The sequence below is a fragment of the Streptomyces sp. NPDC127190 genome (assembly GCF_042672505.1).
GTDB lineage: Bacteria > Actinomycetota > Actinomycetes > Streptomycetales > Streptomycetaceae > Streptomyces.
On record NZ_JBHXVE010000049.1, the window covers coordinates 1 to 21547 of the forward strand.

At 73.2% G+C, this 21547-nt stretch carries 20 protein-coding genes; 11 read left to right on the plus strand and 9 right to left on the minus strand.

The genetic code is table 11. The features are described 5' to 3' along the window. Positions 1 to 252: 252 nt before the first annotated feature. The 5 genes from ACFVIU_RS38115 to ACFVIU_RS38135 all read right to left on the minus strand — a co-directional run bounded on the left by ACFVIU_RS38115 (position 253) and on the right by ACFVIU_RS38135 (position 3877). A complete protein-coding gene (locus ACFVIU_RS38115) occupies positions 253 to 492 on the minus strand; it encodes a DUF6400 family protein (protein WP_385848314.1) in 240 nt (79 codons plus the stop codon). A gap of 58 nt (positions 493 to 550) precedes the next feature. Further along, a complete protein-coding gene (locus ACFVIU_RS38120; RefSeq protein ID WP_385848315.1) occupies positions 551 to 895 on the minus strand; it encodes a hypothetical protein in 345 nt (114 codons plus the stop codon). Between the two features lie 46 nt (positions 896 to 941). After that, positions 942 to 1592 (minus strand): hypothetical protein, encoded by a 651-nt coding sequence (locus ACFVIU_RS38125; protein WP_385848316.1) that lies wholly within the window; start codon positions 1590 to 1592, stop codon positions 942 to 944. Positions 1593 to 1690: 98 nt separating this feature from the next. Next, positions 1691 to 2416 (minus strand): GntR family transcriptional regulator, encoded by a 726-nt coding sequence (locus tag ACFVIU_RS38130; RefSeq protein ID WP_385848317.1) that lies wholly within the window; start codon positions 2414 to 2416, stop codon positions 1691 to 1693. A 105-nt stretch (positions 2417 to 2521) separates the two neighbouring features. Next, entirely contained in the window at positions 2522 to 3877 is a 1356-nt protein-coding gene (locus tag ACFVIU_RS38135) for an aspartate aminotransferase family protein (protein WP_385848318.1), read from the minus strand. Between the two features lie 175 nt (positions 3878 to 4052). Here ACFVIU_RS38135 and ACFVIU_RS38140 point away from each other — a divergent pair, with 175 nt between their 5' ends. Further along, a complete protein-coding gene (locus ACFVIU_RS38140; protein WP_385848319.1) occupies positions 4053 to 6473 on the plus strand; it encodes a protein kinase in 2421 nt (806 codons plus the stop codon). Between the two features lie 18 nt (positions 6474 to 6491). Here the strand turns inward: ACFVIU_RS38140 and ACFVIU_RS38145 are convergent, their stop codons facing one another. Beyond that, on the minus strand, positions 6492 to 7241 hold the full coding sequence (locus ACFVIU_RS38145; RefSeq protein WP_385848320.1) for an SLATT domain-containing protein: 750 nt from the start codon (positions 7239 to 7241) through the stop codon (positions 6492 to 6494). Between the two features lie 244 nt (positions 7242 to 7485). Between ACFVIU_RS38145 and ACFVIU_RS38150 the strand changes: the two genes are divergently transcribed. From ACFVIU_RS38150 to ACFVIU_RS38180, 7 genes are all read left to right on the plus strand, one after another. Beyond that, positions 7486 to 7830: a YbaB/EbfC family nucleoid-associated protein gene (locus ACFVIU_RS38150; protein ID WP_385848321.1), complete on the plus strand. Its 345-nt coding sequence runs from the start codon at positions 7486 to 7488 to the stop codon at positions 7828 to 7830. 57 nt (positions 7831 to 7887) lie between these two features. Continuing rightward, positions 7888 to 8487 (plus strand): recombination mediator RecR, encoded by a 600-nt coding sequence (recR, locus tag ACFVIU_RS38155; RefSeq protein ID WP_351243735.1) that lies wholly within the window; start codon positions 7888 to 7890, stop codon positions 8485 to 8487. Further along, positions 8480 to 9142: a DUF5063 domain-containing protein gene (locus ACFVIU_RS38160; RefSeq protein ID WP_385848322.1), complete on the plus strand. Its 663-nt coding sequence runs from the start codon at positions 8480 to 8482 to the stop codon at positions 9140 to 9142. The genes recR and ACFVIU_RS38160 overlap by 8 nt, the downstream gene beginning before the upstream one ends. Positions 9143 to 9316: 174 nt before the next feature. Next, complete coding sequence (locus ACFVIU_RS38165; protein WP_385848323.1) at positions 9317 to 10588, plus strand: aspartate kinase; 1272 nt, start codon at positions 9317 to 9319, stop codon at positions 10586 to 10588. After that, positions 10588 to 11652, plus strand: coding sequence for an aspartate-semialdehyde dehydrogenase (locus tag ACFVIU_RS38170; protein ID WP_385848325.1), 1065 nt, complete (start codon positions 10588 to 10590; stop codon positions 11650 to 11652). Before ACFVIU_RS38165 ends, ACFVIU_RS38170 begins: the two co-directional genes overlap by 1 nt. Positions 11653 to 12046: 394 nt before the next feature. Next, positions 12047 to 12724, plus strand: coding sequence for a SigE family RNA polymerase sigma factor (locus ACFVIU_RS38175; RefSeq protein WP_385848327.1), 678 nt, complete (start codon positions 12047 to 12049; stop codon positions 12722 to 12724). A 46-nt stretch (positions 12725 to 12770) separates the two neighbouring features. Continuing rightward, entirely contained in the window at positions 12771 to 13943 is a 1173-nt protein-coding gene (locus ACFVIU_RS38180; protein WP_385848328.1) for a hypothetical protein, read from the plus strand. 35 nt (positions 13944 to 13978) lie between these two features. Here ACFVIU_RS38180 and ACFVIU_RS38185 read toward each other — a convergent pair whose 3' ends face one another. Continuing rightward, entirely contained in the window at positions 13979 to 14770 is a 792-nt protein-coding gene (locus ACFVIU_RS38185) for an SURF1 family protein (protein ID WP_385848329.1), read from the minus strand. Between the two features lie 62 nt (positions 14771 to 14832). Beyond that, positions 14833 to 15672 (minus strand): class I SAM-dependent methyltransferase, encoded by an 840-nt coding sequence (locus ACFVIU_RS38190; protein ID WP_385848330.1) that lies wholly within the window; start codon positions 15670 to 15672, stop codon positions 14833 to 14835. Positions 15673 to 15815: 143 nt separating this feature from the next. On the opposite strand from ACFVIU_RS38190, the gene ACFVIU_RS38195 reads away from it, so the two are divergent. Next, complete coding sequence (locus tag ACFVIU_RS38195) at positions 15816 to 17609, plus strand: S9 family peptidase (RefSeq protein ID WP_385848343.1); 1794 nt, start codon at positions 15816 to 15818, stop codon at positions 17607 to 17609. Between the two features lie 113 nt (positions 17610 to 17722). On the opposite strand, the gene ACFVIU_RS38200 is transcribed toward ACFVIU_RS38195, so the two are convergent. Beyond that, positions 17723 to 19594, minus strand: a complete 1872-nt coding sequence (locus tag ACFVIU_RS38200; protein ID WP_385848344.1) for an NAD-binding protein — start codon at positions 19592 to 19594, stop codon at positions 17723 to 17725. A 152-nt stretch (positions 19595 to 19746) separates the two neighbouring features. On the opposite strand from ACFVIU_RS38200, the gene ACFVIU_RS38205 reads away from it, so the two are divergent. Together ACFVIU_RS38205 and ACFVIU_RS38210 are read left to right on the plus strand one after the other, a co-directional pair. Continuing rightward, positions 19747 to 20772, plus strand: a complete 1026-nt coding sequence (locus tag ACFVIU_RS38205) for a permease (protein WP_385848332.1) — start codon at positions 19747 to 19749, stop codon at positions 20770 to 20772. Next, positions 20769 to 21527 carry a TIGR03943 family putative permease subunit gene (locus tag ACFVIU_RS38210; protein ID WP_385848333.1) on the plus strand — a complete coding sequence of 253 codons (759 nt, stop codon included), beginning with the start codon at positions 20769 to 20771 and terminating at the stop codon, positions 21525 to 21527. Before ACFVIU_RS38205 ends, ACFVIU_RS38210 begins: the two co-directional genes overlap by 4 nt. Positions 21528 to 21547: the final 20 nt, after the last annotated feature.

Below are 21547 nucleotides of genomic sequence, written 5' to 3' on the forward strand. Positions count from 1 at the left end.
CTACCACCAGGTCCCGGCCGGCACGAAGGTGGACACCGCCACCCTCACCAACGCCAACAACTTCTGGGACTACATGTACGACACGGCGGCGGGCGGGTGGCGCCGAAGTAGGTCTCGTGGCTCCAGACGTGGTGGCACACCGGGCACTGGAGGTGCAGCAGGCTGCCGGTGTTGGAGAGCAGGTAGCGCCAGGTGCCGTCGGGACAGTTCGGGCAGGGCAGCCAGGCGCGCCGCCCGGGCTCGGCCTGCGGGTCAAGCGGCAGCATCGCCGGGTCCCGGCGGCAGCACACCGGCCGCCACCAGCTCGTCGTGGATCCGCTGCTGCTCCGCGTCCAGGCCGGAGTAGAGCAGCGCACGCGCCTCCTCCTCGCCGCGCAGCGCCGCCGCCGGGTCCCAGTCGGGGCCGAGTGCGGCCATGACATGGGTGCGCCGGAGCATCTCGTGCGCGCTGAGGTCGACGGTGAAGTCGTGGACGGGGTCGTGGGGGGACATGCGACCGAACGTAGGCGGGCATTTCCCCCCAGGGCAAGAAGAGGTGGGTGGAATCACATCATCTCGGCGGGACCTCCGGGGTGCAGTCGCGCAGGACGACGGAGCTGCCCGCGTCCTCGGCCGTGGCGGACGAGGACCGGCAGATCAGGCTCGTGCTGTCGGCGGACGCCGGGTCGAGGGAGTCCGGGAGCACGACCCTGACCGGGCGGTCCAGCACGCCGGCCTCCGGGGCGCCGTTGCTCGCGATGCAGCCGGCGGCCGCCACCGAGGGCGGGGTGGCGGCCGGCACGGACAGTCGCTGCGGGCAGGTGTAGGTGGGCAGGTCCTCCGCCGCGCCGGCGGGGACGGCGGCGCCGAGGAGGGCCGCCAGGGCGAGGGCTGTCACTCTGGGAGCGAGGGTCATGCACTTATCGTTGCCATTCGCTCGCGCAACGTAACAGGCCGTCGGCTCAGCTGAACACGATCATGGACCCCTGTGCCAGCGAGCGCGTCGCCGCCGCGTGCAGGCCCAGCCACACATGCCGTTCGCGGGCGAAGGGGCTCGGGTCGTACGGCGCGGGGAGGGCCGGTTCCTCCAGCTCCGTGGGGGCCGTCGGCGGGGCCGGGGCGGCCGGGGGGTTGGCCGGGTCGATGCCGATGCTCGGGGCCACGTACTCCAGTTCGCGCAGCAGGCTCTGCGAGGAGCCCAACGGGCCGCCGCCCGCGAGCAGTTCGTCGTTCGACAGCGGATGCGGGAAGTCGACCGGGACGTACGCACCCGCGTGGTCGTAGTGCCAGACCAGGTGGGACTGCTGGGCGGTGGACTCGAACATCTCCAGCAGCTGCTCGTAGTCGCCGCCGAGTTCGTCCACGGGCGTCACCGGCAGACCGCAGACCTGGAGGAGGTAGGCGCGGCGCAGGAAATGGAGGGCGTCGTAGTCGAAACCGGCGACCGGGGCGACCTCGCCGGACAGGCCCGGCATGTACTGGTACACCGGCACCGGCGGCAGCCCGGCCGTGGCCAACGCGTCGTTGTACTGCGCGAGTTCCTCGGCGAACGGGTTGTCCGGGGTGTGGCACAGGACGTCCACGAGCGGTACCAGCCACAGATCACAGGCCAAAGAGGGCTCCTCACACGGGGAAGCGGTCACAGCAGGGTAGTCGGTGCGGTGCCGGTCCCATACCCTCCCGACCGCCCCCTACCCTTTCGACCGGCCCGTCACCGGTCCTCCCGACCGGGTGCCCCGCCCTCGCCCGCGCTCACCCCTTCGAGCAGGGCGAGCGAGTGGGCGTTGGACGCGGTGACGATCGCCCGGGCGGTGTCGGACTCGCGGCGGGCCAGCGCGTCGACCAGGTCGGTGTGCCCGGCCCACAGCCGGCCGCGCAGCTCGGGCAGCCGCAGCAGGTGCTGGACCGCGCAGACCCAGGACTGCACCCGCAGCCGGTGCAGGAAATCGGCCAGGTACGGGTTGCCGAACAGCATGCTCAGCTCGCGCCAGAAGCGCAGGTCGTAGCCGATCAGGATGGTGAGGTCGCCGGCTGCCGCCGCCCGCTGGGCCTCCTCGCCCCGGCGCCGCACGGTGCTCAGCGTCGCCGCCGTGCGCGGGTCCTCCGGCGGGGTGCGGAAGGCGGGGTGGCCGGTGGTGAGGGCCTGGAACATGCCGTCGGTGACCAGGCTGCGCGCCTCGATCATGTCCCGGTAGTCGGCGAGGGAGTACTCCGGCACCCGGAAGCCACGGTGCTGGTCGGCCTCCAGGATGCCCTGCGCCGACAGGTCGACCAGCGCCTCGCGGACCGGGGTGGCGGAGACGCCGTACTGGTCGGCTATCTCCTTGACGGTGAACGCCCGGCCCGGCCGCAGCCGCCCCGCCAGCACCTCGTCGCGGAGGGCGTCCGCGATCTGCTGGCGCAGGGTGCTGCGGGTCACGGCGCCGGTGCCGGGCATGGTCGGGTTCACTCCTCGCGCGAAGGTGACGTGCTCGCGGGTCTCGTACGGCTCTCGTACTGGCTTACGAGCACGTCACCTTACGCGTTCGGTTCCCGGGCCGTCCTACTCCGTGTACCCGTCGGCGACCGTCAGCGCCGCGTCGAGGGCCGCCAGGCCCTCCTTCAGCTCGGCCTCGGTGACGGTGCACGGCGGGACCACATGCGTCCGGTTCATGTTCACGAAGGGCCAGATGCCGTGCTTCTTGGCGGCGGCCGCGAAGGCGGCCATCGGGGCGTTGGCCTCCCCGGCCGCGTTGTACGGCACCAGCGGCTCCCGGGTCTCCCGGTTCTTCACCAGCTCCAGCGCCCAGAACATGCCGACGCCGCGCACCTCGCCGACGCTGGGGTGCCGGGCGGCCAGCTCGGCGAGGCCGGGGCCGAGGACCGTCTCACCGAGCCGCTTGGCGTTCTCCACCACGCCCTCCTCCGCCATCACGTTGATCGTGGCGACGGCGGCGGCGCAGGCCAGCGGGTGCCCGGAGTAGGTGAGACCGCCGGGGTAGGGGCGCTTGGCGAAGGTCTCGGCGATCTCCTGCGAGATGGCCACACCGCCGAGGGGCACATAACCCGAGTTCACCCCCTTGGCGAAGGTCATCAGGTCGGGTACGACCCCGAAGAGGTCGGCGGCGAACCACTCGCCGGTACGGCCGAACCCGGCCATCACCTCGTCCAGGACGAAGACGATCCCGTGCCGGTCGCAGATCTCCCGGACCCCGGCCAGATAGCCGGGCGGCGGCACCATGATCCCGGCCGTGCCCGGGATGGTCTCCAGGATGATCGCGGCGACGGTCCCCGGGCCCTCGAAGGCGATCGTCGTCTCCAGGTGCTCCAGCGCCCGCGCGGTCTCCTGCTCCTCGGTCTCGGCGTAGAAGCGGGAGCGGTAGAGGAACGGCGCCCAGAAGTGGACGACACCGGCACTGGCGCTGTCGGAGGCCCAGCGGCGCGGGTCGCCGGTGATGTTCACCGCCTGCTGGGTGCCGCCGTGGTACGACCGGTAGGCGGAGAGCACCTTGGGGCGGCCCGTGTGCAGCCGGGCCATGCGCACCGCGTGCTCGACGGCGTCCGCGCCGCCGTTGGTGAAGAAGATCTTGTCCAGGTCGCCCGGGGTGCGCTCGGCGATCAGCCGGGCGGCCTCCGAACGCGCCTCGACGGCGAACGCGGGCGCGAACGTCGTCATCGTCGCGGCCTGCTCCTGGATCGCCGCGACGACCTTGGGGTGCTGGTAGCCGATGTTGGTGAAGACGAGCCCGCTGGTGAAGTCGAGGTACCGGGTGCCGTCGTAGTCCCAGAAGTACGACCCCTCGGCGCCGGCGACGGCGAGCGGGTCGATGAGGTCCTGCGCGGACCAGGAGTGGAAGACGTGCGCGCGGTCCGCGGCCTTCACTGCGGCGCCGGCTTCGGGGCTGGGCTGAGGGGTCATGCGGCCGAGGGTAAATGTCCGCGATGCGGAAGCGACATCGGCGTCTTGTTCTGTGAGAGGCGGCTTTCTGCGACAGCATGTCGAGGAAGAGGGCGCGGGGCGGGACTATTCTCGCTGCGTTGCACGCGTACGTGTGCGGGTACGCGTGCGTGTCCGGGGGGAGAGGCGGGCGGCGATGCAGAAGCTGGGGCCGGGGGATCCGCAGCACATCGGGGGCTATCGGCTGCTGGCGCGGCTGGGCGCCGGGGGCATGGGGCAGGTGTATCTGGCCCGGTCGGACCGGGGCCGTACCGTCGCCGTGAAGCTGGTGCGGGCGGAGCTGGCCGCGCAGGAGGAGTTCCGGGCGCGGTTCCGGCAGGAGGTGCAGGCCGCGCGGCGGGTCGGCGGCTACTGGACCGCGCCCGTGCTGGACGCGGACACCGAGGCCGCCGTGCCGTGGGTGGCCACCGGCTATGTGGCCGGGCCGAGCCTCCAGCAGGTCGTCGGGCACGAGCACGGGGCGCTGCCCGAGCGGTCGGTACGGGTCCTCGCGGCGGGGCTCGCGCACGCGCTCAAGGACATCCACGCGGCGGGGATCGTGCACCGGGATCTGAAGCCGTCGAACGTGCTCGTCACCCTCGACGGGCCGCGCGTCATCGACTTCGGTATCGCGCGGGCGCTGGAGGCCACGGCGGTGGGCGGCGCGGAGGCGCTGACCCGGGCCGGGGCGCTGGTCGGGTCGCCCGGGTTCATGGCTCCGGAACAGGTGCGCGGGGACCGGATCACCCCGGCCTGCGATGTGTTCTGCCTCGGCTCCGTCCTGGCGTACGCGGCGACCGGGACGCTGCCCTTCGGCACCGCCGACAGCGGGGTGCCCGCGCTGATGTTCCGCATCGCCCAGGAGGAACCGGATCTCGCGGGGGTGCCGGAGGGGATCGCCGACCTGGTCCGTGACTGCCTGCGCAAGGACCCCACGGCCCGGCCGTCCCTGGACGCGCTGCTGGAGCGGATGGGCGCGGAGGACACGGTGAGCGGCGGCCGCTCCCGCGACCCCTGGCTGCCGAGCGTCCTGGTGGCCCAGCTGGGCCGCCACGCGGTGGGCCTGCTGGAGGTGGAGGACCCGGAGGGGACGGGAGAGGGGTCGAAGGCGGGGGCGGATGGGGCTGGGGCTGAGGCTGGTGCCGGTGGCACCGGGGCCGGCAGTGGTGCCGGTGGTGCCGGTGCGGGGATTGGTGCGGGCGCGGGCGCTGGTGGCGCTGGTGCCGGGGCCGGGTCCGCGTCGGTACCGCCTGTGTGGGCCGGGCAGTCGCAGGGTGCGGGCGCGGGTGGCGCTGGTGCCGTTGCTGGGACTGGTGCCGGTGCGGCGCTAGCTGCTGGTGCGGGCGCTGGGGCCGGGTTGCCGACGGCGCCGCCCGCGTGGCCTGGGCAAGTGCCGTCGCCAGGTGCGGAGGCGGGCGCCGCTGGCGCTGGTGTCGGGGCCCCGCCGGTGCCGCCCACGCGGCCGGGCCAGGCCCCGTTGCCCGGTGCTGGGGCCGACGGCGTCAGTGCTGGGCCCGGGGTCCCGTCGGCACCGCCCGCCTGGCCTGGGCAGGTGACATCCCCGCGTGCCGGTGTGGGCGCCGGGGCCGACGGGCTCGGTGCCGGAGCCGGTTTCCCGGCGGCACCGCTCACACCCCCGGCGGGGCCCGCGGCCGGGGTTGAGGGCGGAGCCGTCGAGCATGCCGCCGTGGTCGACGGAGCAGGGAGCGGGGCCGGATACCCGCCCGTCGGTGCGGCCGCGCCGGTGCCGCCACCGGCCCCGGGGTTCGGGCCGGCATACGGGTATCCGCAGCCCCCGCAGGCCGGCCACGCGCACTACACCCAGCCCCCGCAGGCGGGGCACGCGCACCACACGCAACCCACGCAGGCAGGCGGGTACGGGTATCCGCAGCCCCCGCAGGCCGGACACGCGCACCACACGCAACCCACCCAGGCCGGCGGGTACGGGTATCCGCCCGCCGTGCCACCCCCGTCGTACGCGCCGGTGCCGCAGCAGCCGGAGCGGCGCAGTGGGCGGTCCACCGCGCTCCTCGTCGTGGTCGCGCTGGTGGTGGCGCTGGGCGCGGGCGGCTCGGTGTACGCGCTGCTGACCAGGGGCGGCAAGGACGACCACAAGCGCGCCGGGACCGTCAGCCCCGCGCCCACCGCCTCCGCCCCCGCGCCGCGCCCGACCCCGCCGGACCCCACCTCCGCCACCCCCACCACCTCCGCGCCCGCCGACGGCGCCGTCCCGGAGGCCTATCTGGGCACCTGGTCGACGACGATCGACAACGCCGCCGGCACCAACACCCGCACGCTGACCATCCAGCAGGGCAAGGTGGGCGACGCCGTGCTGACGCTGGTCGCGGACGGGCCGGCCCAGGGCGGGGGCTCGTACCACTGCGTCTTCACGGCGCGGCTCACCGAACAGCCCGGAGCCCAGGGGCCGCTGGAGATCGGCCCGTCCAGCGTCGTCACCGGCCGGCCCGCCTCCTCGTGCACCCCGGGCGAGGCCACGGAGGTCACCCTGCTGTCGGACGGCCGGCTCAAGCGGTCCCAGGCGGGCGGCGGCGAGAGCCTGACCTACGGCAAGCAGTGAGGGCAGCGCCGAACGGGGCTAGCGCGGCTCGGGCGGCCGTTGGCGGGGCATGTTGGGGCGGGTGCCGTTCGCCGGGGGGAGCGGGAAGCGGCCGGTGGAGCCGCCGCCCTCCTGCCGAGGTACGTACGCCACCGCCGCCTGCATCCCCAGCGGCGCCGTCCCCGTGCGGAACTCCACCATCCAGTCGGTGGTCTCCGTGCGGACCAGTTCGGTGATGTCCTCCGAGAAGCGCCGCAGCACCCCGAGACACCGCTCGGCCGCCTCGCTCGCCGTGCCCTCCGCCGGCCCCAGCACCTCCCGCACGCTCTCCGACGCCCAGTCGAACTGCAACGCCTGGAGCCGCCGCTGCACCGCCTGCGCGGTGGCCACGTCCCGCATCCACCCGGACGTCACCCCGAAGTAGCGGTCGGTGCCGACGCACGCCACGGCGACCAGCAGCGCCAGACAGCCCCAGGGCGCCACCCCGCCGACCGCGCCGGTGAGGTCCAGCAGCGGCAGCGCGGCCCCGGCCACCGCCCCGGCCGCCGCCCCGGCCCGCAGCACCCGCGCCCCGCGCCGCTTCCACATCCGGTCCCGCAGATACCAGGACGCCGTCTGCAACGCCCCGCGCTCCACCCACCGGTACAGCTCGTCCAGCCGCTCGGCCGGCTCGCCCCAGTCCCCGAGCGGAAACGCCCGCCCGGTCAGATCGCCCGGCCGCAGCCCGGCCGCACCCTCGCCCCGCCCGTCCTGAGGCGGACCCTCGGGCTGCATCTCCGGCTGACCCACCAGGCACTCCCTACTGATCACGACCGGTCACGTTGCGTGACATCTCCTGCCGACGCGCGGGACCCTTCCTACCGCCCAATGGGTGGCGGAGAGGTCGCTTTCCCGACTTTTCCGCCCGGAAGAGGGCCTTGATCAGGTACGGGTCTGCCATCGTTCTCACTCGAAAGAGTGGCGGGGCGAGGGTCGGGTGGACCACGTAGGCTCGTTCACGACGGAGTCGTAGCGAACGGCAGAGGAGCTGATCGTGTTCCCCGGTGGTGGCCAGCCCAATATGCAGCAGTTGCTCCAGCAGGCCCAGAAGATGCAGCAGGATCTCCAGCAGGCGCAGGAGGAACTGGCGAACACGGAGGTCGACGGGCAGGCCGGCGGCGGCCTGGTGCGGGCCACCGTGACCGGCTCCGGTGAGCTGCGCGCGCTGAAGATCGACCCGAAGGCGGTGGACCCGGACGACACCGAGACCCTCGCCGACCTGATCGTGGCGGCCGTCCAGGCGGCCAACGAGAACGCCCAGACGCTCCAGCAGCAGAAGCTCGGCCCGCTCGCCCAGGGCCTGGGCGGCGGCACGGGCATCCCCGGTCTGCCTTTCTAAGACGGGCCCCGGCCAACTACCGTACGTACCGAAAGGTCTTCCAGGAAAGGCAGTCCGTTGTACGAAGGCGTGGTCCAGGACCTCATCGACGAGCTGGGGCGGCTGCCCGGCGTCGGTCCCAAGAGCGCGCAGCGGATCGCCTTCCACATCCTCCAGGCCGAGCCGACGGACGTGAAGCGGCTCGCGCAGGCGCTGCTGGAGGTCAAGGCGAGGGTCCGCTTCTGCGCGACCTGCGGCAACGTCGCCCAGGAGGAGCTGTGCGGCATCTGCCGGGACGCCCGCCGCGACCCCTCGGTGATCTGCGTCGTGGAGGAGCCGAAGGACGTCGTCGCGATCGAGCGCACCCGTGAGTTCCGCGGCCGCTACCACGTGCTCGGCGGGGCGATCAGCCCGATCGAGGGTGTCGGTCCCGACGACCTGCGGATACGGGAACTTCTCGCGCGGTTGGCCGACGGGACGGTCACGGAGCTGATCCTGGCCACCGACCCGAACCTGGAGGGCGAGGCCACGGCCACCTACCTCGCCCGCATGATCAAACCCATGGGCCTGAAGGTCACCCGCCTGGCCAGCGGCCTCCCGGTGGGTGGCGACCTGGAGTACGCGGACGAGGTGACCCTCGGCCGCGCCTTCGAGGGGAGACGACTCCTAGATGTCTGACGCCACGCTGCACGCCTCGACGCAGAACCCGGACGACTTCGCGGTCCAGATCGCGGACCAGGTGGAGAGCTTCCTGGTGGCCGTCACCGAGGTGGCCAGGGGCGACGAGCCCGGCTCGACCGTTCCCTTCCTCCTCCTGGAGGTGTCCCAGCTGCTGCTGGCCGGCGGCCGGCTGGGCGCCCACGAGGACATCGTCCCGGACGAGCGCTACGAGCCCGACCCGGGACCCGAGCCGGACGTGGACGAACTCCGCGAGAACCTGGCCCGGCTGCTCGAACCCGTCGACGTCTACTCCGAGGTGTTCGACCCGTACGAGCCCCGCAAGGCGCCCGTCCCGGCCCGGATCTCGGACGACCTGGCCGACATCATCGCCGACCTGCGCCACGGCATGGTCCACTACCGCGCGGGCCGTACGGCGGAGGCCATGTGGTGGTGGCAGTTCTCCTACTTCTCCAACTGGGGCCCCACCGCCTCCGCGGTGCTGCGCGCCCTCCAGTCGGTCCTCATCCACGTCCGCCTCAACCAGCCCCTGGAGGAGCTGGACGGTCTCGACACCGACCAGCCCGGCATGGGCGACGAGACCCTCGAGTTCGAGGCGGGGCGTGTGATGGCACAGGAGATCGGCGACCCGCTGGGGATCCGGCCGGGCACGTAGCCCGCCGCCCCCGTCGGCGCCCGCTGTGACACATGGCACGTTCCGCGTGCGCGGCGTCTCGCTGGGCAGGTTCCGCAACCGGGCGGACGATGTCTCACCATGCGGGAGCACGGTGGTGGATTTCGGACGCTCGATAGACTGAGCCGACACAAACGAACCGAGCGAGGAGCGCACGTGGGCCTTGTCGTGCAGAAGTACGGAGGCTCCTCCGTAGCCGATGCCGAGGGCATCAAGCGCGTCGCCAAGCGGATCGTGGAAGCGAAGAAGAACGGCAACCAGGTTGTCGTCGTCGTTTCCGCGATGGGCGACACGACGGACGAGCTGATCGATCTCGCCGAGCAGGTTTCTCCGATGCCTGCCGGGCGTGAATTCGACATGCTGCTGACCGCCGGAGAGCGGATCTCCATGGCCCTGCTGGCGATGGCGATCAAAAACCTGGGCCACGAGGCCCAGTCCTTCACCGGCAGCCAGGCAGGCGTCATCACCGACTCGGTCCACAACAAAGCCCGGATCATCGACGTCACGCCGGGCCGGATCCGCGAGTCCCTGGACAAGGGCAACATCGCCATCGTCGCCGGGTTCCAGGGCGTCAGCCAGGACAAGAAGGACATCACCACGCTCGGCCGGGGCGGGTCCGACACCACGGCCGTGGCGCTCGCCGCCGCGCTCGACGCCGAGGTCTGCGAGATCTACACCGACGTGGACGGCGTGTTCACCGCCGACCCGCGCGTGGTGAAGAAGGCGAAGAAGATCGACTGGATCTCCTTCGAGGACATGCTGGAGCTGGCCGCGTCCGGTTCCAAGGTGCTGCTTCACCGCTGTGTGGAGTACGCCCGTCGCTACAACATCCCGATCCATGTCCGGTCCAGCTTCAGCGGACTTCAGGGCACCTGGGTCAGCAGTGAGCCGATTGGGGACAAGCAGGTGGAGCAGGCCATCATCTCCGGTGTCGCGCACGACACCTCCGAGGCCAAGATCACGGTCGTCGGTGTGCCGGACAAGCCGGGTGAGGCCGCCGCGATCTTCCGGACCATCGCCGATGCCGAGATCAACATCGACATGGTGGTGCAGAACGTGTCCGCCGCCTCCACCGGGCTGACGGACATCTCCTTCACCCTGCCCAAGACCGAGGGCCGCAAGGCCATCGACGCGCTGGAGAAGAACCGCCCGGGGATCGGCTTCGACTCCCTGCGCTACGACGACCAGATCGGGAAGATCTCCCTGGTCGGCGCCGGTATGAAGACCAACCCGGGCGTCACCGCCTCCTTCTTCGAGGCGCTGAGCGACGCGGGCGTGAACATCGAGCTGATCTCCACCTCGGAGATCCGGATCTCGGTCGTCACCCGCGCCGACGACGTGCCGGAGGCCGTGCGCGCCGTGCACACCGCCTTCGGGCTGGACTCCGAGACCGACGAGGCCGTGGTCTACGGAGGCACGGGCCGCTGATGGCCCCGACCGGGAAGCCGACGCTCGCGGTCGTGGGAGCGACCGGGGCCGTCGGCGCGGTCATGCTCCAGATCCTGTCCCAGCGGGCGGACATCTGGGGCGAGATCCGTCTGATCGCCTCCCCGCGCTCGGCCGGCCGCAAGCTGGCCGTGCGCGGCGAGGAGGTCGAGGTGACGGCGCTGGGCGAGGACGCCTTCGACGGGGTCGACATCGCGCTGTTCGACGTGCCCGACGAGGTCGCGGCCGAGTGGGCGCCGGTCGCCGCCGCGCGCGGCGCGGTCGTGGTCGACAACTCCGGCGCCTTCCGGATGGACCCGGACGTGCCGCTCGTGGTGCCCGAGGTGAACGGGCACGCGGTGCGCAACCGTCCGCGCGGGATCGTCGCCAACCCCCACTGCACCACCCTGACGATGATCGTCGCCCTGGGCGCGCTGCACGCCGAGTTCGGGCTGCGCGAGCTGGTGGTGTCGTCGTACCAGGCGGTGAGCGGGGCCGGGCGGGCCGGCGTGGAGACGCTGCGCGCCCAGCTGTCCCTGGTCGCCGGGACCGAGCTGGGCACCAAGCCGGGAGACGTACGGCGGGCCGTGGGGGACGGCACCGGGCCGTTCCCGGAGCCGGTGGCGCTCAACGTCGTACCGTGGGCCGGGTCGCTGCGGGCGGACGGCTGGTCATCGGAGGAGATGACGGTCCGCGACGAGTCCCGCAAGATCCTCGGGCTGCCGGACCTCCCGGTCGCCGTGACCTGTGTCCGGGTCCCGGTGATCACCACGCACTCGCTCACCGTCCATGCCCGCTTCCAGCGGGAGGTCCGCGTCGAGGGTGCCCGCGAGATCCTCGCCACCGCCCCCGGTGTGGTGCTGTGCGACGATCCGGCCGCCGGTGAGTTCCCGACCCCCGCCGACGTCGTCGGCACCGACCCGACCTGGGTCGGCCGGGTGCGGCGGGCGCTGGACGACCCGACCGCGCTGGAACTCTTCGTCTGCGGCGACAACTTGCGCAAGGGGGCCGCGCTGAACACCGCGCAGATCGCGGAGTTGGTCGCGGCGGAGTGGCGCGACCGCTGAAACAGGCCACTGCTGAAGCAGGACACCGCTGAAACAGGCCACCGCGCCCGGCCCGGCGCGGGCTTTGTAGGATCTCGGTAATAAACGTGGCCGGGAGCATGGTCGAAGTCCCTTGAACCTTTGCTCGGTGCAACCGAAGATTTTTCTCCCCGCCTTCCGCAACCGCGCGGTCGGCGGGGAGCGTCTTTGCGGTCACTCTTCAGGCGTGGGGACGTCGCGATCGGCCGGGCGTGGGGACGCTCGTCCAGGTCGGACCCGGTCCACAGCGGACCGCGGTCGATATCGGACATAGGGGAAGAGCGGGACGCATGACGGCACTTGAGGCACCGTCGGTTGTCGCACATGTGACGCCCGGCACGTACAACCCTGGCGGGGGGAGACGTGTCCAACTGGCGTGGCAGAGGTACTCGAATTCACTGCGCCCCGCGGCGCCGCGGCCCTTCGGCCCCCGCGTGCGGCCTTCCGGCCCCGCCCGCCCGGTGGCATGCCGGTGATCGCGCCCATGCCCGCAGCGCGGCCCGCCCGCATACCCGGTCAGCGTGACGGCGCCGAGGAGACCGAGGCCCCCGCTGCCGTCGTCGGCACCACCGTCGACCACCTCACCGAGACCTACCGCGCGCACTACCGGTCCCTGCTGGGCCTCGCCGCGCTGCTCCTCGACGACACCGCCTCCTGCGAGGACGTCGTCCAGGAGGCCTTCATCCGCGTCCACTCGGCCCGCAAGCGCGTCCGCGACCCCGAGAAGACGCTCGCCTACCTGCGGCAGACGGTCGTCAACCTGTCCCGCTCCACCCTGCGCCGCCGCATCCTCGGCCTGAAACTGCTGTCCAAGCCGATGCCGGACATGGCCAGCGCGGAGGAGGGCGCCTACGACCAGCTGGAGCGGCGCGACCTCATCAAGGCGATGAAGGGACTCCAGCGCCGGCAGCGCGAGGTCCTGGTGCTGCGCTACTTCGCGGACATGACCGAGGCTCAGGTCGCCGAGACCCTCGGGATATCCCTGGGCTCGGTGAAGGCGTACGGCTCGCGGGGCATCGCGGCGCTGCGCGTGGCCATGGGGAAGACGGTATGAGCGGCAGGAACAAGAGCACACGTCATCGCATGCTGGGAACGGAACTGTGAACCACGGCCCCGACGACAAGCCCGCCGAGCGGTTCGGCGAGCCGGACGGCCGCGAGAAGCTCGACGGCAGCGGCGTTTTCGACAGCTTCGGCCAATCCATCGACCAGGACCGCGCGGACGGCGCGGAGGACGGGCTCGACCCGGACGCGGCGGCCCTGCGGCGCATGCTGCACTCCGCGGTGGGCGACCTCGAACCGCGCACCGGCACCCTGGACCACCTCCGCCGGGCCGTACCCGCGCGGCGGGCGCGCAAGCGCCAGGCCGCCGTCGGCATGGCAGCGGCGGCCCTCTTCATCGGCACCGCGATCCCCGCCCTCATCCATGTCTCCGGCGTCGACGGCTCCAGCCCCGACACCGCCATGGCCGGCGAGTCCTCCCAGGCCCAGGGCGGCACCGGGCAGGCACACGGCGACAAGGGCAGCACCCCCCGCGGTGCGAAGGGCACCCCCGGCACGGTCGTGCAGCCCAGCAAGGACCCCGGCAAGGGTGGGAAGAAGGGCACCGGCGGCGGCTCCACCGGCTCCACCGGCGGCACGGGCCCGTCCACGTCCGCGTCGGCGGGCCTCGCGTCGTGTACGTCCGCCCAGCTGGGCTCGGCCACCGGCAGCGCCGCCGCACCCGACTCCGCGGGCGTCGTCTACGGCACCTTCCGCGTCGTCAACGTCTCCACCACCGCGTGCACGGTGGCCGGCCCGGGCTCCATCGGCGCCAGTGCGCAGGGCGCGGCCGACCCGGCCAAGATCCTCACCGCCCGGCATGTGGCCGGTGACGCGGCGACCGGTCTGCCCGACCCCTCCCAGGAGGTCTCCGGACTGGTCCTCCAGCCCGGCGCCGCCTACGAGGAGAAGTTCGCCTTCGTGCCCTCCGCGGCCTGTCCCACCACCGGCGGCGACAACTCGGGCACCGGCGGCACGGACACCGGCGGACCGACGGCGGACCCGTCGCCGTCCCAGGACGCGACCCCGGGCACCACCACGACCGCCGGTACGACCGACGGCGGCACCACGTCGGAGGGCACGACCACCCAGCTGATGACCGCGGACGGCACGGCCGACGGCAGCGTCCTGATCTCCCACACCTCAGCCGGCGGCGCCCCCTCGGCGGCGACGGTGGTCCCGGGCGAGTGCGCGGGAACGGTGTACTACACGGGAGTGCTGCCGGGCGCGTAGCAGCCCATGGCTGCTCTGGCCCACACCGGTACCGGTCAGCTACTAGGTACCGGTGTGCGCTCCGACTCATCCGGCACCAAGCCCAGCGCAGCGTCCCGCAGGGCCTCGACCTCCCGCCGTACCAGCCGGAACCACATGAACACCACGAACCCGGCGAACACGAACCACTCCCCGGTGTATCCCAGGTTCTGGAACGCCTTCAGATCCAGCCCGGTCCCGTCGGGCGCGGAAGCCGGCACCGCCTTCATCCCCGCGTCCGCCCGGTCCAGGGTGACCCACGCGTCGTACAGCCGGTACGGCACCAGGTTCACCAGCGCCGCCGAGCTGATCGCCGAGGTCTGCCCGGCCGGCAACCCGCTCTGCGCGGTGACCCCGTTGCTGCCGGGGGTCTCGGACGCCTGCAACGCGCCGGTGACGGTCACCTCACCGGCCGGCGGCGCCGGGGCCTTCGCCGGGTCCGCGGTGCCGGGCAGCCAGCCGCGCACCACGGGCAGCGCCTTGCCGGAACCGGTACGCAGCAGGGTGAGGACGTAGAAGCCGTCCTTGCCGTCCAGCTGCCGGCCCGGCACCAGGAGCTGCTTGCCGTAGTGGCCGCTCGCGGTGACCCGGCGCCCGGAGGTGGCCTTGTCGACGGGCAGCAGCGCGTCGAGCGGCTGTGCGGTCTCGTGCCGGTCGGAGGCGGCCTGCTCGGTCGCGGTGCGATGGTCCTGCACCCGCCCCTCGAACCGGCTCAGCTGCCAGGACCCCATGAAGATGCAGAACGGGATGGCGAGCAGCACGAAGACGTTGATGCCCCACCAGCGGGGTGTCAGCAGAAACCGGTACACGCCCTCCACGGTACGGCGCCCGGGCCCGGCCCCCTGGCACCGGGTTCGGCAACGGCGCGGGCTCAGACCCTGGCGGCGCGCAGCGAGTACATCAGCGGGATCTCCGGACGGTCCGCCGGAAAGCGGTGGAAACCGTCCCTGACCTCGAAGTTCTCGAAGCGCTGGAAGACCGACACGGGGTGCTCGTGGAGGAACTCGATGCGCAGCCCGGCCGCGGCGAGCGCGGAGACGACGTCGCCGAGGGTGTGCTGCCACTCCACGCTGCGGTTGTGGACGGTGGCGGCGTCCCGGTCGGCGTAGGTGCCGGGCTCGTCGTAGACCTGGGCGTCGCGGGAGAAGTAGTCGCGCACGATCCGGCTGCCGGTCGCGTCGTCCAGGGACTCGGTGATCGGATGGAACTCGGCGAGATAGAGGAAGCCGCCGGGCGCGACGAGCGAGGCGGCGGTCTCGGCCCAGCGGCGGATGTCGGGCAGCCAGCACAGCGCGCCGAGCCCGGTGTAGACGATGTCGTACGACGGCTCGGGCACGGCGGTCGCCGCGTCGTAGACGTCGCTGGTGACGAACGCGGCTCGCTCGGGGCCGTAGCCGAACTCGGCGGCGAGCGACCGGCCCACCGCCACGGCCGGCGCGGAGAAGTCGAGGCCGACGACGCGGGCGGCGCCGCGGTGCGCCCAGGAGAGGGTGTCGAGGCCGATGTGGCACTGGAGGTGCAGGAGCGTCTTGCCGGTGACGTCGCCGACCTCGGCGGTCTCGAAGTCCCGCAGCACGTCCCGGCGCGCCCGGAAGCCGTCCAGGTCGTAGTACTCCCCGGCGACGTGCACCGGAACCCGCTCGTCCCACATGGCGCGGTTGTCCTCGCGCCAGCCGTCGGGAACGGATACGGAGGCTGTCGTTGTGCTCATGATCCGAAAGTTATCCACAGGCTGGGCGTACCGGCCAGCGAATTGTCGGCGGGGCCAGGCAGTATGGGCGCATGACTGGGGCCACGAGCGAGAGCAAGACGCCGGACACGCCGGACACGGCGGGCGAGCCGAGGATGCGGGACATGCGGGACGAGCCGGGGATGCCGGACTGGGAGAAGCGCTTCCGGGCGCCGCGGGTGTCCCTGCCCGACTGGGCGGAGGACGCCCCCGACCGCTCCCTCTTCGTGTCGAACGCGACGGGTACGTACGAGCTGTACGCCTGGGACCGCAGAACCGGTCACCAGCGCCAGGTGACCGACCGGCCGAACGGCACCACCGACGGCGTGCTCTCCCCGGACGGCGCCTGGATCTGGTGGTTCGACGACAAGGACGGCGACGAGTTCGGCATCTGGCGCCGCCAGCCCTTCGCGGGCGGCCCGGACGAACCGGCCGTCCCCGGGCTCGACCCCTCCTACCCGGCCGGCCTCGCCCTGGCCCGCGACGGGCGTACGGCGGTCGTCGGCCGCTCCACGGACGCGGACGGTACGACGATCCACCTCGCCCGCGAGGGCGCCGCCCCGCTGGAGATCTACCGGCACCGCGAGTCCGCGGGCGTCGGCGACCTCTCGCACGACGGCTCGCTGATCGCCGTCGAGCACACCGAGCACGGCGACGCCATGCACTCGGCGCTGCGCGTGCTGCGCCCCGACGGCACGACGGTCGCCGAGCTGGAGGACACCAAGGGCGGCACCGAGGAACTCGGCCTGGAGGTGCTGGGCTTCGCCCCGGTGGACGGCGACACCCGGCTGCTCGTCGGCCATCAGCGCCGGGGCCGCTGGGAGCCGCTGGTGTGGGACGTGGCGACCGGCGAGGAGACCGACCTGGCCCTCGACCTGCCCGGTGACGTCAGCGCCGAGTGGTACCCGGACGGCTCGGCCCTGCTCATCGCCCACAGCTTCGAGGCCCGCAGCGAGCTGTTCCGCTATGACCTGGCGGGCCGTGAGCTGTCCCGCATCCCCACCCCGCCCGGCTCGGTCTCCGGCGCCACGGCCCGCCCCGACGGCAGCGTGGAGTACCTGTGGTCCTCGGCGGCGCGGCCCCCGGCGGTGCGCTCCACCTCCGGCGGCGTGGTGCTGGACCCCCCGGGCATGACCTGCCCGCCGTCGGTGCCGGTGGAGGACGTGTGGGTGGAGGGGCCCGGCGGCCGGATCCACGCCCTGGTCCAGAAGCCGGCGGGCGCGACCGGCCCGCTGCCCACGGTGTTCGACCTGCACGGCGGCCCGACCTGGCACGACAGCGACTCCTTCGCCGCGGGCCCGGCCGCCTGGGTCGACCACGGGTACGCGGTGGTCCGGGTCAACTACCGCGGCTCCACCGGCTACGGCCGCGCCTGGACCGACGCGCTCAAGCACCGGGTCGGCCTGATCGAGCTGGAGGACGTGGCCGCGGTCCGCGACTGGGCGGTCTCCTCGGGCCTCGCCGACCCGGCCCGGCTGGTCCTCACCGGTGCCTCCTGGGGCGGCTACCTCACCCTGCTCGGCCTCGGCACCCAGCCCGAGGCGTGGGCGGTGGGCATCGCGGTCGTGCCCGTCGCGGACTACGTCACCGCGTACCACGACGAGATGGAGGCGCTGAAGGCCATGGACCGCACCCTGCTGGGCGGCACCCCGGAGGAGGTCCCCGACCGCTTCGAGGCGTCCTCCCCGCTCACCTATGTCGACCAGGTCAAGGCACCCGTCTACATCTCGGCGGGCGTCAACGACCCGCGGTGTCCGATCCGCCAGATCGACAACTACGTGGCACGCCTGCGGGACCGCTCCGCGATCCACGAGGTGTACCGCTACGACGCGGGCCACGGCTCGCTGGTGGTGGACGAGCGCATCAAGCAGGTGGCCCTGGAACTCGCCTTCGCCGCCACCCACCTCCCGCCCTCCTGAGCCCACCCACGGCAGCACCCAGCCGGCCTCACCCACCCCCACCCGGGACGGAGTCTTCCAGCCGACCGTTTCGGGTGGGCGGGGGGCAAAAGGCCGGTGAACCACCGGAGGGGTCAGCGGAGTTCGGCCAGCCCTCTCCGGGTCGCCGCCACCACCACCCGGTCCCCCTTCTCCAGCACATGATCAGGAGCGGTATCGGTCCGGCCGTCCAGCGTCAGCACCCGCCAGAACCCCGGCCGGAAAGCCTCCCGCACGGTCCGCCCCTCCAGCTGGGGATGCCCGTCCACCCCGACCGCGGCGAACAGCAACACCCTGCGCTCCACCGGAATCGCCCCCAGCACCTGCCGGCCCAGCATCGCCCCGGCGAAGGCGGGTGCGGCGAGATGCGTGACGCTCCGGCTCCGGGTCCGCGCCTGCGGGTACGCGGCACGCAGCGTCCGGTACACGGCGGTGGCGAAGTCGTCGTCGTACAGCCGTAGCACCACCGGCAGATCGGGCCGTACCGTCCGCGCGTACAGCACCGCCTCCAGGTTGGTGGTGTCGGCGCTGGTCACCGCGAGCAGCGCCTGCGCCCGGTGGATCTTGGCGGCCTCCAGGACCCCTTCCTGGGTGACGTCGCCGAGCACCACCGGCACCCGCAGCCGCCGCGCGGTGGCGAGACCGCGGGCCTCGGGGTCGGACTCGACACAGACCACGGGGACGTTCAGCTCGCGCAGCCGGCTCAGCACCCGGGTGCCGATCTTCCCCAGCCCGAGCAGGACGACATGCCCGCCGAGCCCGCGGGGCGGCTTGCGCAGCGCGGAGGCGGTGCGGAAGGTGCCGAGCGCCTCCAGGACGGCGGCCAGCAGCACCGGCAGCAGCAGCAACCCCGTGAGCCCGGAGAGGAGTTGGAGGATCTGGCGGCCGAGCGGCGCGCCGATGGCCGGGTCGTCGATGGCGAACAGATCGAGGAGGGTGAGATAGAAGGCCCGCACCGGATGGAGATGGGGCGTCACCGCCCACAGCGCGACGGCGAGCGCGACCACGCACGCCACCATCCCGGCCAGCGACCAGCGCAGCCGCCGGGAGAAGAGGGAGGCGAGCGGGGGCACACCGCCCACCCCGCGGCCGGGTGCGGCCGACTCCCGGCCGGCCGCGGACGTCACCTGCTCCAGCACCACGGCCGCCCGCCCGCCGGCCTGCCGTACCTCCTCGTCGTCGGGCAGCAGCCGCGGCTCCTGCTCCCCGTTGCCCGGAGCGGAGCCGTCGCCGGCCGGGGTGTCGCCGGCGGGCGCGGACAGCAGCGCGAGGGTGCACAGGCCGGGGTCGGCGGCCGGTCCGTCCCCGGACGGCGGCCGTTCCACGGCCCGCAGCAGCAGCCCCTCGCACTGCACGACCTTGCTGGTGCCGGCCACGGCGGTGGCGGCCAGCGCGGGCGCGGCGGTGTCGGCGTCGGACAGCACGGTGGTGGAGGCGTCCGGGCCGATGCCGTCGGCGTCGTCGCAGCCGGCCAACGCGGCGGCCTGGTCCAGGAGTTCCTCGATGTGCTGGCCCAGCCGCCGGTTGTACAGCCGCAGTACGAGCCGCAGTCGCGGGTTGAGCCGGCGGGCGGTGAGGGCGGCCCGGATGTTGGTCTCGTCGTCGTCGTGGACGAGGGCGAGCGCGGCGGCCCGTTCCACCCCGGCCTCGGCGAGCACGGCTTCGGTGAGTTCGGCGGCCTCCAGCACCCCGTCACCGGCACCACCGCCGGTCCCGCCGATGCCGCCACCGCCGCTCGGGGCGTTGCTCTGGGCGGCGGCGGGCGTGGCCGCCCCGCCGGTCCGGCCGACCGTGGCGCTGACCACGCGGTCCAGCAGCGACGCCGACACGCCCCGGGCGCGTCCGACGACGGGCGGCCGGGCGGTGCGTCCGTTCGGTGGTACGACGAGGGTCACCTGCTCGCCGTAGACTCCGCGCAACTCGGCGGCCAGCCGGTGCGCGAGTCCGTCGTCACCGCACACCACCATGTGCGGTACGCCGGGGCCGCCTTGATACGGAACGCTCGCCACGAGGGAAAAGACTGCCCCAAGGACGGGAGTGGTTCCAGCAAGGGGATGAACGCCCGTGCGACGCCTCGCGTACGCAGGGGGAGGAACCGTACCAGCGGAGGTATCCACCCGTGGCCATCACCGAAGACGCCCCGCCCGGCGCCGAGGCGCGGGCCCCGGGCCGCCCCGCGGACCGGACGGAGGGCGGAGCCAGGCTCAGTTCCCCGCTGGTGCTGACGCTCGTCCTCGTCCTGGCGGTGCTCGCCCAGTCCCCGATCCGCGGCGCGCTCGGCACCCCGCTGATGCAGAGCTGGATGACGGTGTTCGTCGCGGTGACCGTGCAGGCGCTGCCCTTCCTGGTCCTCGGTGTGCTGCTGTCGGCGGCGATCGCGGTGTTCGTCCCGCCGTCCTTCTTCGCCCGCGCCCTGCCGAGCCGCCCCCTGCTGGCGGTGCCCGTGGCCGGGGTCGCGGGCGCGGTCCTGCCGGGCTGCGAGTGCGCTTCGGTGCCGGTGGCGGGCGCCCTGGTGCGCCGCGGAGTGACCCCGGCCGCCGCCCTCGCCTTCCTGCTCTCCGCCCCGGCGATCAACCCGATCGTGCTCACCGCCACCGCCGTCGCCTTCCCCCGCGATCCCGTGATGGTGCTGGCCCGGTTCGCGGCGAGCCTGCTGGTGGCGTGCGTGATGGGCTGGCTGTGGCAGCGGCTGGGCCGTACCGACTGGCTGCGCCCGCCGGCGCACGGGGCGCACGAGGGCGCGACCCGGGGGGAGGCGTTCTGGCAGTCGGTCCGGCACGACACCGTGCACGCGGGCGGCTTCCTGGTGCTCGGCGCGATGGCCGCGGCCACCCTGAAGGCGGCGACCCCGGCGGAGTGGCTGCGCACGGCGGCCGGGAACCCCGTCTTCTCCGTGCTCGCCCTCGCCGTCCTGGCCGTACTGCTCTCCATCTGCTCGGAGGCGGACGCGTTCGTCGCGGCCTCCCTCACCCAGTTCTCGCTGACGGCCCGGCTGGTCTTCCTGGTGGTGGGTCCGATGATCGACCTCAAGCTGTTCGCGATGCAGGCCGGCACCTTCGGCCGGGCCTTCGCGCTCCGGTTCGCGCCGGCCACCTTCGTGCTGGCCGTCGCGGGCGGCCTGCTGACCGGGGCGGTGCTGCTGTGAACCGCCCGTCCCAGGCCGCCGTCCTGTTCCTGCTCGGCGCCGCACTGCTGCACGCGGGCAGCACCGACCTGTATCTGCGCTACGTCAAGACGGGCCTGCGCCCGCTGCTGCTGGCCTCGGGAGTGGTGCTGATCGCGACGGCCGCGGCGACGGCCTGGTACGAGCGCCGGCGCGCCCGCCACCACCGCGACCAGCCCAGCGCGGACCAGCCCAGCCCGGACCAGCACGGCCCGGACCGGCACAGCCACCCCGAACCCCGGCTCTCCTGGCTGCTGTTGCTGCCCCTGCTCGCCCTGATCCTCATCGCCCCGCCCGCGCTCGGCTCCTACAGCGCGCTGCGGGCCGGCACAGCGCTCCAGAAGCCGTACGGGTACGGCCCGTTGCCCGGCGGCGACCCGGTTCCCCTCTCGGTCGTCGACTACGCCTCCCGCGCGGCCTACGACCACGGCCGCTCCCTGCACGGCCGTCCCGTCCGGGTCACCGGCTTCCTCGCCCTGGACCGCTCCGGCGCGCCCTACCTGGTCCGGATGGCCCTCAACTGCTGTGCCGCGGACGCCCAGCCGGTGAAGATCGCCCTGACCGGCGACCTGCCCCCGGTGCTGCGCCCGGACGCGTGGCTGGAGGTGACCGGCACCTACACCCCCCGCCTGGCCCACGACCCGGTCAACAACGGCCCCGTTCCCTACCTGAAGGTCACCGGCACCCGCCCGGTCCCGGTCCCGCACGACCCGTACGACGAGACCTGGAACACCTGACGGGTGCGACCGGGGGCGCC

Excerpts from the sequence above, each read along its gene's own strand:
- ACFVIU_RS38115 (WP_385848314.1), bottom strand. The coding sequence starts at position 492 with ATGTCCCCCCACGACCCCGTCCACGACTTCACCGTCGACCTCAGCGCG.
- ACFVIU_RS38120 (WP_385848315.1), bottom strand. The coding sequence starts at position 895 with ATGACCCTCGCTCCCAGAGTGACAGCCCTCGCCCTGGCGGCCCTCCTC.
- ACFVIU_RS38130 (WP_385848317.1), bottom strand. The coding sequence starts at position 2,416 with ATGCCCGGCACCGGCGCCGTGACCCGCAGCACCCTGCGCCAGCAGATC.
- ACFVIU_RS38135 (WP_385848318.1), bottom strand. The coding sequence starts at position 3,877 with ATGACCCCTCAGCCCAGCCCCGAAGCCGGCGCCGCAGTGAAGGCCGCG.
- ACFVIU_RS38140 (WP_385848319.1), top strand. The coding sequence starts at position 4,053 with ATGCAGAAGCTGGGGCCGGGGGATCCGCAGCACATCGGGGGCTATCGG.
- ACFVIU_RS38160 (WP_385848322.1), top strand. The coding sequence starts at position 8,480 with ATGTCTGACGCCACGCTGCACGCCTCGACGCAGAACCCGGACGACTTC.
- ACFVIU_RS38170 (WP_385848325.1), top strand. The coding sequence starts at position 10,588 with ATGGCCCCGACCGGGAAGCCGACGCTCGCGGTCGTGGGAGCGACCGGG.
- ACFVIU_RS38190 (WP_385848330.1), bottom strand. The coding sequence starts at position 15,672 with ATGAGCACAACGACAGCCTCCGTATCCGTTCCCGACGGCTGGCGCGAG.
- ACFVIU_RS38195 (WP_385848343.1), top strand. The coding sequence starts at position 15,816 with ATGCGGGACGAGCCGGGGATGCCGGACTGGGAGAAGCGCTTCCGGGCG.
- ACFVIU_RS38200 (WP_385848344.1), bottom strand. The coding sequence starts at position 19,594 with ATGGTGGTGTGCGGTGACGACGGACTCGCGCACCGGCTGGCCGCCGAG.